This window comes from Sphingopyxis sp. (assembly GCF_034380315.1).
Taxonomy (GTDB): domain Bacteria; phylum Pseudomonadota; class Alphaproteobacteria; order Sphingomonadales; family Sphingomonadaceae; genus Sphingopyxis.
Window position 1 is genome coordinate 232,501 of record NZ_JAXMPB010000005.1, and the last position, 14,377, is coordinate 246,877.

Annotated in this window: 13 protein-coding genes; 4 read left to right on the plus strand and 9 right to left on the minus strand. The window is 65.7% G+C overall.

Translation table 11 applies throughout. The annotated features are described in order from the left end of the window. Positions 1 to 74 precede the first annotated feature (74 nt). Positions 75 to 383, plus strand: coding sequence for a hypothetical protein (locus U0S50_RS11485; protein ID WP_322308916.1), 309 nt, complete (start codon positions 75 to 77; stop codon positions 381 to 383). After that, positions 373 to 750: an acyl-CoA thioesterase gene (locus tag U0S50_RS11490; RefSeq protein ID WP_322308917.1), complete on the plus strand. Its 378-nt coding sequence runs from the start codon at positions 373 to 375 to the stop codon at positions 748 to 750. The genes U0S50_RS11485 and U0S50_RS11490 overlap by 11 nt, the downstream gene beginning before the upstream one ends. Before the next feature lie 8 nt (positions 751 to 758). Here U0S50_RS11490 and U0S50_RS11495 read toward each other — a convergent pair whose 3' ends face one another. From U0S50_RS11495 to hisS, 6 genes are all read right to left on the minus strand, one after another. After that, a complete protein-coding gene (locus U0S50_RS11495; RefSeq protein ID WP_322308918.1) occupies positions 759 to 2,351 on the minus strand; it encodes a hypothetical protein in 1,593 nt (530 codons plus the stop codon). Positions 2,352 to 2,359: 8 nt separating this feature from the next. Continuing rightward, on the minus strand, positions 2,360 to 3,727 hold the full coding sequence (locus tag U0S50_RS11500) for a DUF4139 domain-containing protein (RefSeq protein WP_416194987.1): 1,368 nt from the start codon (positions 3,725 to 3,727) through the stop codon (positions 2,360 to 2,362). 90 nt (positions 3,728 to 3,817) lie between these two features. Continuing rightward, positions 3,818 to 4,687 (minus strand): DUF4167 domain-containing protein, encoded by an 870-nt coding sequence (locus U0S50_RS11505; protein WP_322308999.1) that lies wholly within the window; start codon positions 4,685 to 4,687, stop codon positions 3,818 to 3,820. Positions 4,688 to 4,958: 271 nt separating this feature from the next. Continuing rightward, positions 4,959 to 5,783, minus strand: a complete 825-nt coding sequence (gene prmC / locus U0S50_RS11510; protein WP_322308919.1) for a peptide chain release factor N(5)-glutamine methyltransferase — start codon at positions 5,781 to 5,783, stop codon at positions 4,959 to 4,961. Between the two features lie 50 nt (positions 5,784 to 5,833). Then, positions 5,834 to 6,901, minus strand: a complete 1,068-nt coding sequence (prfA, locus tag U0S50_RS11515) for a peptide chain release factor 1 (protein ID WP_322308920.1) — start codon at positions 6,899 to 6,901, stop codon at positions 5,834 to 5,836. Further along, entirely contained in the window at positions 6,898 to 8,205 is a 1,308-nt protein-coding gene (gene hisS / locus U0S50_RS11520) for a histidine--tRNA ligase (RefSeq protein ID WP_322308921.1), read from the minus strand. The genes prfA and hisS overlap by 4 nt, the downstream gene beginning before the upstream one ends. Positions 8,206 to 8,300: 95 nt before the next feature. Here hisS and U0S50_RS11525 point away from each other — a divergent pair, with 95 nt between their 5' ends. Together U0S50_RS11525 and ppa are read left to right on the plus strand one after the other, a co-directional pair. Further along, on the plus strand, positions 8,301 to 10,250 hold the full coding sequence (locus tag U0S50_RS11525) for a peptidase M61 (protein WP_322308922.1): 1,950 nt from the start codon (positions 8,301 to 8,303) through the stop codon (positions 10,248 to 10,250). Between the two features lie 25 nt (positions 10,251 to 10,275). Next, positions 10,276 to 10,812 carry an inorganic diphosphatase gene (ppa, locus tag U0S50_RS11530; protein ID WP_322308923.1) on the plus strand — a complete coding sequence of 179 codons (537 nt, stop codon included), beginning with the start codon at positions 10,276 to 10,278 and terminating at the stop codon, positions 10,810 to 10,812. An 18-nt stretch (positions 10,813 to 10,830) separates the two neighbouring features. On the opposite strand, the gene U0S50_RS11535 is transcribed toward ppa, so the two are convergent. Genes U0S50_RS11535 through sseA form a run of 3 tightly spaced genes read right to left on the minus strand, consistent with a single transcriptional unit; the run spans position 10,831 to position 14,224 of the window. Further along, on the minus strand, positions 10,831 to 12,156 hold the full coding sequence (locus tag U0S50_RS11535; RefSeq protein WP_322308924.1) for a mechanosensitive ion channel family protein: 1,326 nt from the start codon (positions 12,154 to 12,156) through the stop codon (positions 10,831 to 10,833). After that, positions 12,156 to 13,373, minus strand: coding sequence for a cystathionine beta-lyase (gene metC / locus U0S50_RS11540; protein ID WP_322308925.1), 1,218 nt, complete (start codon positions 13,371 to 13,373; stop codon positions 12,156 to 12,158). Before metC ends, U0S50_RS11535 begins: the two co-directional genes overlap by 1 nt. An 8-nt stretch (positions 13,374 to 13,381) precedes the next feature. Continuing rightward, positions 13,382 to 14,224, minus strand: coding sequence for a 3-mercaptopyruvate sulfurtransferase (gene sseA / locus U0S50_RS11545; protein WP_322308926.1), 843 nt, complete (start codon positions 14,222 to 14,224; stop codon positions 13,382 to 13,384). Between the last annotated feature and the right edge of the window lie 153 nt (positions 14,225 to 14,377).

A 14,377-nucleotide genomic window follows, 5' to 3' on the forward strand; every position in this document is an offset into this window, starting at 1 on the left:
CCGAAAGGAAAGGGCCGGGCGGATTGCGGCCATTCTGGCTTGGTCTGGCGGCGCGCTTGGTACATGAAGAGAGAATGGCAAAACATTCCCCCCTCGATCATCAAGAAACGTCCCGGATCGCCTGGGCGCGCTATCGCCGGCTGATGCGCGGCATGGCGCTCGTTTCGCTGTTCGCCGTGATCGTCGCCCTCTGCTGGTTGCGCTTCACCATCGGCGATGCCCTCACCATCCATATGATCATCGCCACCACCGCCGGGGTCGGCCTGTCGGTGCTGCTCGGCGCGGCGCTGATGGGCCTCGTCTTCCTGTCGAGCGGCAGCGGCCATGACGAAGCCATCGAAGACCCGTTCGAAGACGATCCGGATATGAACCATGACCGCTGACACCCGCGACCCCATCTTGCGCGTCGTGCCGCGTCCCGCCGACATCAATTCGAACGGCCACATCTTTGGCGGCTGGGTGCTGAGCCAGATGGACATCGCCGGCGGCATCGTCGCCGCGCAGGTCGTACAAGGCGCCGTCGCCACGGTCGCGATCGAGACGATGGAGTTTATCGCGCCGATCCTGCTGCGCGACATCATATCGGTTTACGCCGATCTGGAACGCCGCGGCCGCACATCGATGGCCATCCGGATCGAGGTCGTCGCCACGCGCGACGGCGGACGGAGGCAAGAAAGAGTGACCGAAGGCCTGTTCACCTTCGTCGCGCTGGATGACAATCACCGCCCACGGCCGCTGCCGCCGGGCTGAACGGCGGCTCAGTCGTCCTTCAGCCGTTGCCGGAAAGTCTGAACCAGGCTGTCATTCGCGGGGACGCGCACCCGCCACACCCAATTCGATCCGCGCCGCTCCCACCCTTCGGGCGGCGGGTCGAGTGCAAAGGGAATCAGCATCTCCACCTCGGCATCGAACGGCCGTGCGTTGGAAAGCGTCACTTGCCACAGGCGATGTTTTTTGGATTTGGGGTCGGGCTGGAGCAGCGTCTTGTACTGGACCGCCGGGCTGGTCCCGATGTCATAATCGACGCGCTCGTCCTTCGCCTTGTCGCCGATCGCCGCTTCGCCGACCAGCAGGCGCCGACCCTCCACCGTTTCGAACACCGCGGCGCTGCCCGCCGGAAGCGCGAGCCCCAGCCCGTCCGCCTCGCGATTCTGAAGGCGCAGCCGGATCGTCAGCGGCCGCGGCTGCCCGCCCCCGTAATTGCCGAGCGTCGCGGCATACAGCTGTTCGGCCGCCACCTTGTCCTTGGCCAGCAGCGCGACCTGTTTCTGCCCCTTGGCCGACACATCGACCCGGAAAGGGATGCGATAGAATTTAAGGTCGCCCAGGTCCTCGGCCGGCGGGGGCGGAGGGGCCGACAATACGGCGATGGGCGTGGCCATTGCCATCGACGGCTTTCGGCTGCGCCCCTGCGCGGTGACGATGATCGATTCAGTGGCGTCTTCGGCGCCGGCGAAGGCCTCATATTCCGCTATCGACGGCAGCTCCCACAGCGGATGCGTGCTGGTGATATCCATCGGCCAGCATTTCAGCACCAGCGGCCCCGGCGCCGCACGCGGCAGCGGCGGGCTGTATGTCTTGTTCAACCGCCCCGCGATGACATTGAGCTGCGCCCCTTCGAAACTCGTAACCCCGCCATTGGCGACGGTGATCCAGCCGGTCAGCCCCAGCGTCCGCCCGTCGGCATCGCGATCGGCGACATAGTTGGCCGCCCAGTCGAACCCTTCGGCGAGATAGAGAAGCTGGACGGTCACGGTGCGCGCACGGGCGCTGTCGATCCGCATCGACAGAGTCGGCCGGGCTGACACATCCGCTGGAACACGGGCATAGGTCATGCGCTCGGGCAATCCGGAACAGCCGAGCGCTTCATATCCCTCGGTGGTTTGGAGGATGACCCCGCCCAAAGGCCCCGCCTGAATGATCGCCTCCTGCGTGCGCACCACGCCCGTCTTGCGGTTGGTACGCTGTAGCGTCACCCGGCGCTTCAGATAGGCGTCGACCAACCCCGCCGGGGAGAGCAGCCGCGCGTCGCGATTCTTTTCCTTTACCCCGCCGGGCAGTCCGCCAAGCACGGCGGTTTCGGGCATCAACCCCTCCGCCACCCCCTCAAAACGCACCTGCGCCGTCCCGGCGGGCAATGTCACGGTGCGCGTTTCGGTGATAAAGGCAAAACCCTGCGGCCAGTCGGGGTCGATCGCTCCGCTTCCCCGGTTCGGCGCGCGATAGACGGTGACCGCGACATCATCGATCGCCGAGGAAATGACGAGCGGCTCGCCAGCGTGCTGCGCCGCTGCGGACACCGGGGCGCCAAGCACCGCCAGCCATGTCAGCAGAAAGCGTATCCGCGCCACGCCCGAACTCAATAACGCGAATCGAAGGTGGCGGTTACCTCGGTCTTGCCGTTGGCGGGCACCGGCACCTGCCATTCGATGCGGTCGGCCGAAACCCGCTCGCCCTTCAGGCTTTCGTCGCTGATCCGCACGTCACCCCACAGGCCATCCTGCGCCAGGCTGACCGTCGCCGCTTCGGGCCGTGCATTGCTGACGACATATTTCATCTTCGTCACCCAGCGCGAATCGCCCTTGCGGGTGCGCGACACCACGGTCGTCTGGACCTTGACGTCAAAGGCATCGCCGGTGCGCAGCGACATCGCCGACCCCATCGGCGTATGGTCGATACGATTTTCGCCGATGAACTGCGGGTCGCCGCGCGCATCGCGCATATAGACGCGGATCGTGCCGGCCGGGAGCTGGTCGCCCAGACCGCCCTGCCGCGACGTGGAAAATTTCAGAACGCTCGCCGTGCTGACCGGGTCGGTGCTGCTGCCGAGCCACCGGTTGACATATTCATAGGTCGACCGCGCGGGCGCACCCTTTACATCCAGGAAACTCACCTGCTTCTGCTGCGCGTTGGCGATCGTCGTGCGCTCGGCAAGCGGATAGAGATAATAGTCGCCGAGCCGTTCACGGTCATTGCTTTCGGTGCCGGCGCTGTCCAGCGCGCTGCTCATCCGGCGAAAGCCGCCGCCGCCACCGGGGTTCCCCGCCACCAGCAAGGTGCGCGCATTGTTAAAGGTCGTGCCGGTGTTGTTGGTCAGCGTCACCCACCCCTGAATGTCCATCGCCCCCTTCGCCGCGTCGAACAGCGCGACATAATCGGTGGTCCAGCCAAGATTGGGGGTCAGATAGGACAGGCGCGCCGGAACGGTTCCGGCGCGTGCGGCCTCCACCGTTACCGACAGCGTCGGACGCGCCCGCAAATTGGGGGGCAGCCGGTCGAACACCGCCCGCACCGGCAAGCCGTCGTCGCGCAGCACCTCGATCCGGTCGCCGATCTGGAGAACGATACCGCCATTCGCGGCGAGCACCTTGGCCCGCTCGCTGCGCTCGGCGCCGGTAGCGGGGTTGGTACGGACGAGCGTGATCGACTGGCCGACCGCCTTGTCCATCAGCTTGTCCGGGGTCAGCAGGTCGAAATCGAAATTCTGCTCGACAATCGCGAGCCCCGGGCCCGACAACGTGACCGTTTCGGGACGGATGCGCGCCGATACATCGGGGAACTCGATCCGATTGCGCCCGCCGTTGACGTTGAGGCGCCGGTCGTCCTGCACCAGCGACTGACCATTATTATAGATGGTGACGGCGACGTCGCCCTGCGCGTTGGCGGCGGCATCATCCTGCGCGATGACCGACGGCGCCATTCCAGCCCCGGCCAGAGTGCAAATCATTGTCAGAGCGCGCATAAAAAACCTCCCCGCAGGAACCCTGCGGGGAGGCTATGCGATGACCCGGCCGATGACCAGCCGGAATTTGGACTGCTACTCTGCGGCTTCGACCCCGGCATCGGTATCGCGCGCGGCAAGGGTGCGGCGGGTACGGCGCGGCTTGGCAGCGGGCTTTTCCTCCACCGCATCACCGGCCTCGTCGGCGCTGCGTTCGGTCCGGCCGATGGCAGGGGGCAGCGCGGCGCTGTCGATCCCCGAACCGCCTTCGTCACCGTCCTGCACGCGGGTCCGGCGCGGACCGCGACGCGCGGCGCGCGGCGCGGGCGCTTCGGCGGTTTCGCTTTCGCGGCCCGCATCGGCGCTTTCGCTGCCTTCGGCGTCGGCGTCACGATCCTGTTCGCGCTCGCGGCGGCCACGGCCGCGCGGCTGACGCTCGCCGCGATTGTCGTCGGCGTCGCGGCGGCCACGACCACGGCGGCCTTCGCCGTCATTGTCGCCCTCGCTGCGGTCGCCACGATCGTTACGCTCGCCACGATCGCTGCGGTCGTTACGCTCGCCCCGGTCGCCCCGGTCGTTACCGCGATCATTTTCATTGTCGCTGTCGAGGTCGCTGTCGTCATGACCGTCGAAATCCTCGACGCCGCGAATTTCGCGGCCACGGTCATGGTTGCGCTCCTGACCGTTCTGCGCCGCCTTTTCTTCCTGACGGGCGCGGAAATCGCTGACCACGCGGAAATAATGATCGGCGAACTGCAGATAATATTCGGTCTGCACCCGGTCGCCCGCAAGCTGTGCGTCGCGCGCCAGATTGCGGTATTTTTCGATCATCTGGGCACCGTTGCCGCGCGCGCGGCTGTCGATCCGATTGGCCTGATCGACCCCGCCCCGACCGCCCGATTGCGACCGATTATTGTTGCTATTGTTGTTGCGACCGCGACGACGGCCGCTCTGCCGGTTGTTCATGTTCAACTGAGACATCCTGTCGAATAAGCTAATAAGCTATGGCAACCTCATTTGGCCGATCGCGCCATCTGCGCGTCGCGCCCGCGCTGCTCGCGCGGTTCTTGCCCTTTACCGTCCGTGCGGGCCAGAGCCCGGCGCGAACAACGTAAGTGGGAAGCAGACCCGCCGGACCAGTATCGATGCGCCGCACCGCCAAAGGGACCCTGATCAGGCCTGTACGCCCGCACTACCGCGCTTTGCGGGCGAAACCAAGCGATTTCTTGTACGCCCGTCAGTCAAGGGTCAACAAAAGCGCCCGGTCGCGGTCGCCAAGGTCGCGGCGGCAGACCACCGAAAAACCCGCCGCGGCGGCAATATCCGACACCGCATCCCGTTGAGTCGCCCCGATTTCGAGGATCGCGGCGCCCTGCGGCGCCAACAGGCGCGGCAAATCGGGCAAGATCCGGCGATAATCGTCGAGCCCGTCGGCGCCCGCGAACAAGGCGGTCGCCGGCTCGTGCCGCGCGACATCGGGCATCAGCGCTTCGTCATCGGCAATATAGGGCGGGTTGCAGAGGATAAGGTCGAACGGCCCGGCGATCCCGGCGGCCCAGTCGCCAGGCTGGAAGCGAGCCCGCGCCGCCAGGCCCAGCGCTTGGGCATTTTCCGCCGCCAGGACCAGCGCATCGGCCGATTCATCGATCCCCGTCCCGGCCGCCGCCGGCCATTCGGCAAGCGCGGCGAGCAGCAGCGTTCCCGGCCCGGTGCCAAGATCCAGAATCCGGCGTGGCGCCCGGCCCGCAAAATGGCTGACCGCGGCCTCGATCAGCGTCTCGCTGTCGGGGCGCGGGATCAGTACGCCGGGCCGAACCCCAAGCCGGATCGTCCAGAAATCACGATAACCCACGATATAGGCGACGGGTTCGTGCGCCATGCGCCGCGCGACGAGCGCGTCAAAGGCGGCGGGCACGGCAAAGCGCGCCGGGTCCAGGAGCAAGCGATCGCGTTCGGTTTCCAGCGCATGTGCCATCAGCAATTCGGCGTCGAGGCGCGGCGTATCCGATACCGCCGCAAGGTTCGCGGCGGCGGCCCGCAGCGCCTGCTTCACATCACCCATGGCCAATCCCGCAATGCCCCGGCGTCGCGCGATGCGAAGAAAGGCCCGGGCTATTCACCCAGCCCCGCCAGCCGCTGTGCCTGATCCTCGGCAAGCAGCGCATCGATCATTTCGTCCATCGCCCCTTCCAGGATTTCGGGCAGGCGGTGGAGCGTCAGGTTGATGCGGTGATCGGTCACGCGCCCCTGCGGGAAATTATAGGTACGAATGCGTTCGGACCGGTCTCCCGATCCGACCATCGACTTGCGCGCCGATGCTTCGGCGCTGTGCGCCTTTTCGCGCTCGAGGTCGAACAGGCGGGCGCGCAGCACCTGCATCGCCTTCGCCCGGTTCTTGTGCTGGCTGCGCTGGTCCTGCTGGATCACCACCAGCCCGGTCGGAATGTGGGTGATGCGGATCGCGCTGTCGGTGGTGTTGACATGCTGTCCGCCCGCGCCGCTCGCGCGATAGATATCGATCTTGAGGTCGGCATCGTTGATCGCGACATCGACCTCCTCCGCCTCGGGCAGCACCGCGACGGTCGCGGCGCTGGTGTGGATGCGGCCACCGCTTTCGGTGACGGGGACGCGCTGAACGCGGTGAACACCGCTTTCGAACTTCAGCTTCGCGAAAACCCCCTGCCCCTTCACATTGGCGACGACTTCCTTGTAACCGCCGACCTCGGCCTCGTTCGCCGAAATGACCTCGACCTTCCAGCCCTGCGCGTCGGCATAGCGGCTGTACATGCGGAGCAGATCGCCCGCGAACAAAGCCGCCTCGTCGCCGCCGGTGCCGGCACGAATTTCCAGCATAGCGGCGCGCTCGTCGGCGACATCCTTTGGCAACAGCTTGACCGCCAGATCATGCTCGGCGGCGGGTAGCGCCGCCTCGACCGCCGCGATTTCCTCTTCGGCCATCGCCTTCATCTCGGGATCGCCTAGCATTTCGGTCAGCGAGACGAGCTCACCGCGCAGCCGCACGACCTCGCGCGCCGCCGCAGCCACCGGTTCCAACTCGGCAAACTCCTTCGACGCCGCGACGAAATCGGCGGGCGCCATGTCGCCCGTCGCCATGCGCGCCTGCAACGCGGCATGGCGTTCGATGATCGCGTCGATCTGGCGGGCGGAAACGCTGGTCATTTGTCCTCGGATTGAATCAAGCCAACAAGATTCCCGACAGCGATCTTTGGATAATCATCTTTCAACGCATCAGTGATTTGACCAAAGAGGGATTGAGTGGACCGATCGCTCGACGTGCTCCACAACTTAGCTTTCCTCTCGAAATCAACGTAGAGTATCGACTGCGCGCCTTCTCTATTTGCACGTTCTTGACGCTTTTTCAGTTTGCCCGTGTAATCCGCCGTTGCGGAGATGCCAGCGGCACGAAGTACATTCGCGACCCTATGGGCTTCCGAATTGAGTTCTCCCTTCTCGGGGATTACCACAACCTGAAGCCCTCTCGCGTCTCGAAGTTCCACCAACATCGCCAGCCGCTCGATCCCCGCCGCCCAGCCGACCGCTGGCGTCGCCGGGCCGCCCAGATTTTCGATCAGCCCGTCATAACGGCCGCCGCCGAGCACCGTGCCCTGCGCGCCGAGGCGATCGGTCACGAATTCGAACGCGGTGTGGCGATAATAATCGAGCCCGCGCACCAGCCGCGCGTTGCGCTGCCACGCCACCCCGGCGGCATCGAGGCCCGCGGTCACGGCGCCAAAGAAATCCTGCGCCTCGCCGGTCAGAAAGGCGTCGATGTCGGGCGCGCTGTCGGCGATCGGCCGGTCGCGCGGATCCTTGCTGTCGAGGATGCGCAGCGGATTCTTGTCGAGCCGCGCCAGGCTGTCTTCCGACAGGTCGCCGCGATGCGCTTCGAAATGATCGACCAGCGCGGCGCGCCAGGCGTCGCGGCTTTCCGCATCGCCGAGCGTGTTGAGCGTCAAGGTCACGCCTTCGCTGATCCCCAATTCCTTGAGCAGCTGATCGGCGAAAACCAGCAGTTCGGTATCGGCGAGCGGGCTGTCGCTGCCCAGCACTTCGGCGTCGAGCTGATGGAACTGGCGATAACGCCCCTTCTGCGGGCGTTCGTAACGGAACAGCGGCCCATGCGTCGCGACCTTCAGCGGCGCGAACTGCTGCCAGCCACCCGTGACATAGGCGCGCGCGATGCCGGCGGTGAATTCGGGGCGCAGGGTGATCGATTCGCCGCCCCGGTCCTCGAACGAATACATTTCCTTCGACACCACGTCGGTCGTCTCGCCCAGGCTGCGCGCGAACACGGCGGTCGGCTCGATCACCGGCACTTCGACGCGCTTGAATCCATAAAGGCGGCGCACCCGTTCGAAGGTCGCGACCACATGCGCGAAGCGATCGGCAAAATCGCCGAGCATGTCCTGGGTGCCGCGTACGGGTTGCGGGGTCGGTATCCGGGCGTTCTTGTCCTTGCTCATAGGCGGCGCGTCTAATGGTTTTTCGGCGAAAGGCAAAGCACGCATGCGGCGCCTCCACTAGACCTCGCGGCGTTTTCGCGGCAAAGACGCCCGCCATGAAAAACGCACCGTTTGTCGCGCTGGCCGCGCTGGCCGCCCCCATCGCCTTTCTTCCCGCCGCACTGCCTGCCGCCTGGGCCCAGGATGCGAACAGCCGTCCGCAACCGGTGGTCCAGCCGCATGTCGTACCGCTTCCCGCCGACAAGCCCTATCCGGGCACGATGCAGCTCAGGGTCGATGCGACCGATGTGGCGCGCGGCGTCTTTCGCGTCCGCCAGACGATCCCCGTCACGCGCGGCGGAAAGCTGACCCTGCTCTATCCCGAATGGCTGCCCGGCAAACATGCGCCGCGCGGCGCCATTTCAGGCATCGCGGGCTTTCGGCCCAGCGCGAACGGCAAGCCGCTGGCCTGGACGCGCCAGCCCACCGACGTCTATGCCTTTGACATCGACGTTCCGGCGGGCACCAAAAGCATCGACCTGTCGTTCGAATTCCTGTCGCCGATTCGCAGCACCGAGGGGCGCGTCGTCGTCACCCCGGCGATGATGAACCTGCAATGGGAACAGGTCAGTTTTTACCCCGCCGGATATTTCACCCGCAACATCCCGGTACAGCTCGACGTGACGCTGCCCCAGGGATGGACCGGGGCGGCGGCGCTCGACGGTCTGAAGGTCGCCGGCAATCGCTACAGCTATGCGCCGACCAATTATGAAGTGCTGGTCGACAGCCCGATGTTCGCGGGCGCCCATTTCCGCAAGTGGGACCTTGGACAGAATGTGACGCTGAACGTCGTCGCCGACGAGGCGCAATATCTCGACGCCAGCCCCGATCATATCGCCCGCCACGCGGCGCTGGTGTCGGAAGCGGTGGCGCTGTTCGGGGTGCGCCATTTCGACCGCTATGAATTTCTGCTCGCGCTGACCGAGGAGATGGGCGGCATCGGGCTGGAGCATCACCGGTCGAGCGAGAACAGCCGCAAGCCCGACTATTTCACCAAATGGAGCGACCATGGCGCCAATCGCGGCCTGTTGCCGCACGAACTGGTGCATAGCTGGAACGGCAAGTACCGCCGCCCGGCCAAATTGTGGACGCCCGATTACCGCACCCCGATGCAGGACAATCTGCTGTGGGTCTATGAAGGCCAGACGAGCTTTTGGGATCTGGTGCTCGGCGCCCGGTCGGGTCTCCAGTCAAAGGAACTGGTGCTTGGCGAATGGGCCAGCAATGCCGCCAATTACAGCATCCAGCCGGGCCGCGCCTGGCGGTCGGTCGAGGATACGACGCTCGACCCGATCATCGCCGCGCGCAAGCCGCGCCCCTTCCCCAGCGCGACGCGGACCGAGGATTATTACAATGAAGGGTCGCTGGTGTGGCTGGAAGCGGACATGCTGATCCGCAATGCGACCGGCAACCGCAAGTCGCTCGACGATTTCGCGCGCAGCTTCTTCGGCGGGCGCGAGGGCGACTGGGGCCAGGTGGGATATGAATTCGACGATGTCGTCGCGGCGCTGAACGCCGTCCACCCCCATGACTGGGCCAGCTTCCTGCGCGCCCGGATGCAGACGGCGGGCCGCCCCGCGCCGACGGCGGGGATCGAGGCTGCGGGCTATCGCCTCGTCTGGCGCGACACCCCCAATTTGTCGGACCGCGAAAGCATGGCCGAATCCAAGAATGCCAATCTGACGCATTCGCTGGGCCTGGTGATCGACAAGAGCGGCGTGGCGGGCAGCATCCTGTGGGACGGACCGGCCTTTCGCGCCGATATCGTCAACGGAACCAAGATATTGGCGGTCGACGGCATGAGCTACACGCGCGAGCGTATCGAGGCGGCGATCCGGGCGGCGGCCGACGGCAAGACGCCGGTACGCCTGCTGGTCGAACGCGACGGCCGCTATCGCCAGGTGGAAATCGACTATCACGGCGGCCTTCGCTGGCCGCACCTCGAGAAAGTCGGGAGTGGTCCCGACCTGTTCGATCGGCTATTGGCGCCGCGCCGTCCCCTATAGAAACGCGAATCAAGGAAACTCTCCCATGCGCATCGACCTGATCCCTGCCGGCGACAGTCCGCCGGACAGCCTGAACGTGCTGATCGAAGTCCCGATCGGCGGCGAACCGGTGAAATATGAATTCGACAAGGCGTCGGGAGCCCTGTTCGTCGACCGCTTCCTGCACACGCCGATGCGCTATCCCGCCAATTACGGCTTTATCCCGCACACGCTGGGCGACGATGGCGACCCGCTCGACGCGCTCGTCGTCGCGCGCTCGCCCGTCGTTGCGGGTGCGGTGGTGAAGTGCCGTCCGGTCGGTGTGCTCAAGATGGTCGATGACGGCGGCGGCGACGAAAAGCTGCTCTGCGTTCCGGTCAACACCACCTTCCCTTATTACAAGGATGTCGTGAGCTATAAGGACATGCCGCCGATCGTGCTCCAGCAGATCGAGCATTTCTTCACCCACTACAAGGATCTGGAACCCGGAAAATGGGCCAGGCTCGACGGCTGGGGCGATGTCGACGAGGCAAAGGCGATCATCCTGTCCGGCATCGAACGCGCCAAACAGGTCGGCTTCTGACGCCCGGCGACCTCGCGGTCAGTCCGTTTTTCCAGACGCCCGCTTCGGCTTTGCCGGGGCGGGCGTTTTCGCAGGCGCGGCCGGCGGCATGGTCCGGATATGAACGTCGCGCTGGGGATAGGGGATTTCGATCCCCGCCTCCTTGAACTTGTCCCAGATGCGCAGATAAACGTCGCCCTGAATATTGCCGAGCCCGCCTTCGGGGTCGGATATCCAGAACCGCAGTTCATGATCGACGCTGCTGTCGCCAAAGCCGGTGATCCAGCAAACCGGCCCGGGTTCTTTCAGAACGCGCGGCGCCTCGGTCGCGGCTTCCAGCATGAGGCGCTGGGCTTCGCGCAGATCGGCGTCATAGCTGACCCCGACCGCAAGCCGTACCCGTACCTCGCGGCTCGAATAGCTCCAGTTTTCGACCCGCTCGGTCATCAGCAGTTCGTTGGGAACCAGATGTTCCTTGCCGTCGCGGGTGATCACCGACACCGCGCGCACCCCGATCTTGTTCACGCGGCCGACCGCATCGGCAACGACGATGACGTCGCCGGGCTTGATCGAACGATCCATCAGCAGGATGATTCCGGCGATCAGATTCCCAAAGGTTTTCTGCAGGCCGAATCCGACCGCAAGCCCCAGCGCGCCCGAAAAGACTGCAAAGGCGGTCAGGTCGATGCCCAGCAGGTCGATGCCGACGAAAAAGGCGGCGACGACGATCGCCACCCCGGCGATCTTTTCGACCAGCAATTGCTGCGTCGGGTCGAGATCGCGCCCACCGCCGCCGCGCACGACGCGCCGCACGATGCGGTTGCCCACCCGGACCAGCAGGAACAGCACCAGCACGGTCAGGGCGATATTGATCAGCGTCAGCAACGAAACATGCATCCGTCCCGCCGTGAAGCCGATGGAATCGAGCCGTGTCTGAAGGCTGGAAAGTCCGCCGACCGCGTGCGACAGGGACGCCCCAAAGGCAAGAATGGCGATCAGCCAGGCGGGCAGTGCCCCCAGCCCGACCCCCAGCATAAGGTTGCGCGCCGCCGCCCCGGCCGCGACGCCGAGCAACAGGCCGAGCAGAAGCGACGCATAGGGATCCCAGGGCCAGATGCTCCACCCCACCGCCGCGACCAGCAGCGTGATGCCCCAGCCCAGCAGGGCCGGAATTTTCTCCGTCAGCGGCCCCGGTGCGTTCAGGTCGCGGCCGTGCAGCCAGTCCGCGCCGCGCGTCCCAAGCGTCCGGCGCGCCAGCCAGCCGCCGAACAGCGCCGCCAGAATGATCGCGGCGGCGATCGCCAGCTCGGTCAGTTGGGCCTCCGCGATCCGCGGGAAGCCCAATCTGACGAGCAGCGCGTCCATCAGTCGGACACCATCGCGGCAAAACCGCCTTCAAGATCGGCGATCAGGTCGGCGGGATCCTCCAGTCCGATCGACAGGCGAATCAACGGATCGGGATCGTCCCATGTCGTGGCGGTACGCAGCGATGCCGGATCGCACGGCACGACCAGGCTTTCGAAACCGCCCCAGCTATACCCCAGGCCGAATTGCGAAAGCGCATCGACAAAGCGGGTCCGCGCGGCATCGTCGACGCCCTTCAGCGTGAAGGCGAACAGGCCGCTGGTGCCGCCGAAATCGCGCGACCACAGCGCGTGGCCGGGATCGCCCGGCAGCGCGGGATGCAGGACGCGGCCGACATCGGCGCGGCCCGCAAGCCAGCGCGCAACCGCGAGTCCATTCTCGCCATGGCGCTGCATCCTTACGTCGAGGGTCCGCAATCCGCGCAGCATCAGCGCGCATTCATCGGGCGAAACCGCCTGCCCCAGTTGATAGGCCGCATGGCGCAACCGCGGCCACAGCGCCGGCGTTGCGGTTAGCGATCCCATCATCGCGTCCGAATGGCCGCCGACATATTTGGTCAGGCTCATCATCGTGACGTCGACGCCGTGTGCCAGCGCCGGAAACAGCAAGGGCGTCGCCCAGGTGTTGTCGAGCATCGTCACCACGCCGCGGTCCCGGGCAATGGCGGTGATCGCCGGCACATCCTGTACCTCAAAGGTCAGGCTGCCTGGCGATTCGAGGAAGATCAGGCGTGTTTCGGGGGTGATCAGATCGGCGATTCCGGCGCCGATGCGCGGGTCGTAATAGCTTGTGCGCACGCCATAACGCGCGAGCATCCCATCGCAGAACGCCCGCGTCGGTTCATAGGTGCTGTCGACCATCAACAGATGATCGCCGGGAGCGAGCAGCGCGAGCAGCCCCGCCGAAATCGCGGCAACGCCCGATGGATAAAGCAGGCTTCCTTCCGCGCCGGGCTCAAGCTGCGTCAGCGCATCGGCGAGCGCCCACACCGTCGGCGTGCCGCGGCGCCCGTAAAAGAGGCGGTCATGGGTGGCATGTCCCCGCGCCTTCAGGTCGGCGACATTGTCATAAACGATGGTCGAAGCCCGCCAGATCGGCGGGTTTACGACCCCGCCGCCAAGGCGCGGGTCGCCCGTCCATTCGGGTCGCCGCCCGCCCTGCACCAACTGCGTGGCGGGACGACGATCCGCTTTCTTGCTATCAACTGGTCCTGTCACTGGGCGCGTCAGGCCGCACCGGTTGCCTTGGGCGTCGCCGGATCGGCGCTCCATTCGGTCCAGCTGCCGTCATACACGGCGACATCGTCCTTGCCGAGCAGATGCGCGCCAAAGGCGACGACGGTGGCGGTCATCCCGCTGCCGCAGGTCGCGACAAGCGGCTTGTCGAGGTCGATCCCCGCGGCGTCAAAGGCCGCCTTCAACTCGTCGCCCTGTTTCCAGGTGCCATCGGCGTTGAACAGCGCGCCGTGCGGCAGGCTGCGCGATCCCGGGATATGCCCCGGTGCCATGCCGGGGCGCGGGTCGCGTTCTTCGCCGGTGAAGCGCGCGGCGGGGCGGGCATCGACGACCTGTTCGGCGCTGCTGTCGACATTCGCCAGCATCTGTTCCTTGGTCCGCACGGCCTTGGCGTCGCGCCAGACCGTGAAGTGACGGTGGCGCAGCGTCTGCTTGCCCATTTCGAGCGGACGCCCCTCGGACTTCCACTTCGCGAGGCCGCCGTCGAGCAGCGCGACATCATGGGCGCCGAACAGCTTCAGCAACCACCAGCCGCGCGCCGCGCTTTTCAGCGGGCTGTCGTCATAGATGACGATGCGGCTGCCGTCGCCAAGGCCCAGCGACTGCATCCGGCTGGCGAATTTTTCCGCCGGCGGCGCCATATTTTCAACATCGCTGCTCGAATCGGTCAGCTCGGCAAGGTCCATGAACACCGCGCCGGGGATGTGGCCCGCCTCATACTCCGCGCGGGCATCGCGATCGGTCCCGCTCATGAATTTCGTCGCATCGACGACCCGCAGGTCCGATGCCCCCAGTTCGCGTTCCAGCCAGTCGGTTGAGACCAAGGCGTCCATGTCATGCTCCTGTTGCGGCCGTATGGCGAAATTGACCTTCCTGTCCTTCCGCCGGCCATCCTGCTGTGGCTCTTTTCTTTCCGGGGAAGATTGTCAGCCTATGCCCCGCCGTGCGCTTTTTCAAGCACGGGAGAGATGTGCCCCAGCCCATGC

Excerpts from the sequence above, each read along its gene's own strand:
- U0S50_RS11485 (WP_322308916.1), top strand. The coding sequence starts at position 75 with ATGGCAAAACATTCCCCCCTCGATCATCAAGAAACGTCCCGGATCGCC.
- U0S50_RS11490 (WP_322308917.1), top strand. The coding sequence starts at position 373 with ATGACCGCTGACACCCGCGACCCCATCTTGCGCGTCGTGCCGCGTCCC.
- U0S50_RS11500 (WP_416194987.1), bottom strand. The coding sequence starts at position 3,727 with ATGATTTGCACTCTGGCCGGGGCTGGAATGGCGCCGTCGGTCATCGCG.
- U0S50_RS11505 (WP_322308999.1), bottom strand. The coding sequence starts at position 4,687 with ATGAACAACCGGCAGAGCGGCCGTCGTCGCGGTCGCAACAACAATAGC.
- prmC (WP_322308919.1), bottom strand. The coding sequence starts at position 5,783 with ATGGGTGATGTGAAGCAGGCGCTGCGGGCCGCCGCCGCGAACCTTGCG.
- prfA (WP_322308920.1), bottom strand. The coding sequence starts at position 6,901 with ATGACCAGCGTTTCCGCCCGCCAGATCGACGCGATCATCGAACGCCAT.
- hisS (WP_322308921.1), bottom strand. The coding sequence starts at position 8,205 with ATGAGCAAGGACAAGAACGCCCGGATACCGACCCCGCAACCCGTACGC.
- U0S50_RS11525 (WP_322308922.1), top strand. The coding sequence starts at position 8,301 with ATGAAAAACGCACCGTTTGTCGCGCTGGCCGCGCTGGCCGCCCCCATC.
- ppa (WP_322308923.1), top strand. The coding sequence starts at position 10,276 with ATGCGCATCGACCTGATCCCTGCCGGCGACAGTCCGCCGGACAGCCTG.
- U0S50_RS11535 (WP_322308924.1), bottom strand. The coding sequence starts at position 12,156 with ATGGACGCGCTGCTCGTCAGATTGGGCTTCCCGCGGATCGCGGAGGCC.
- sseA (WP_322308926.1), bottom strand. The coding sequence starts at position 14,224 with ATGGACGCCTTGGTCTCAACCGACTGGCTGGAACGCGAACTGGGGGCA.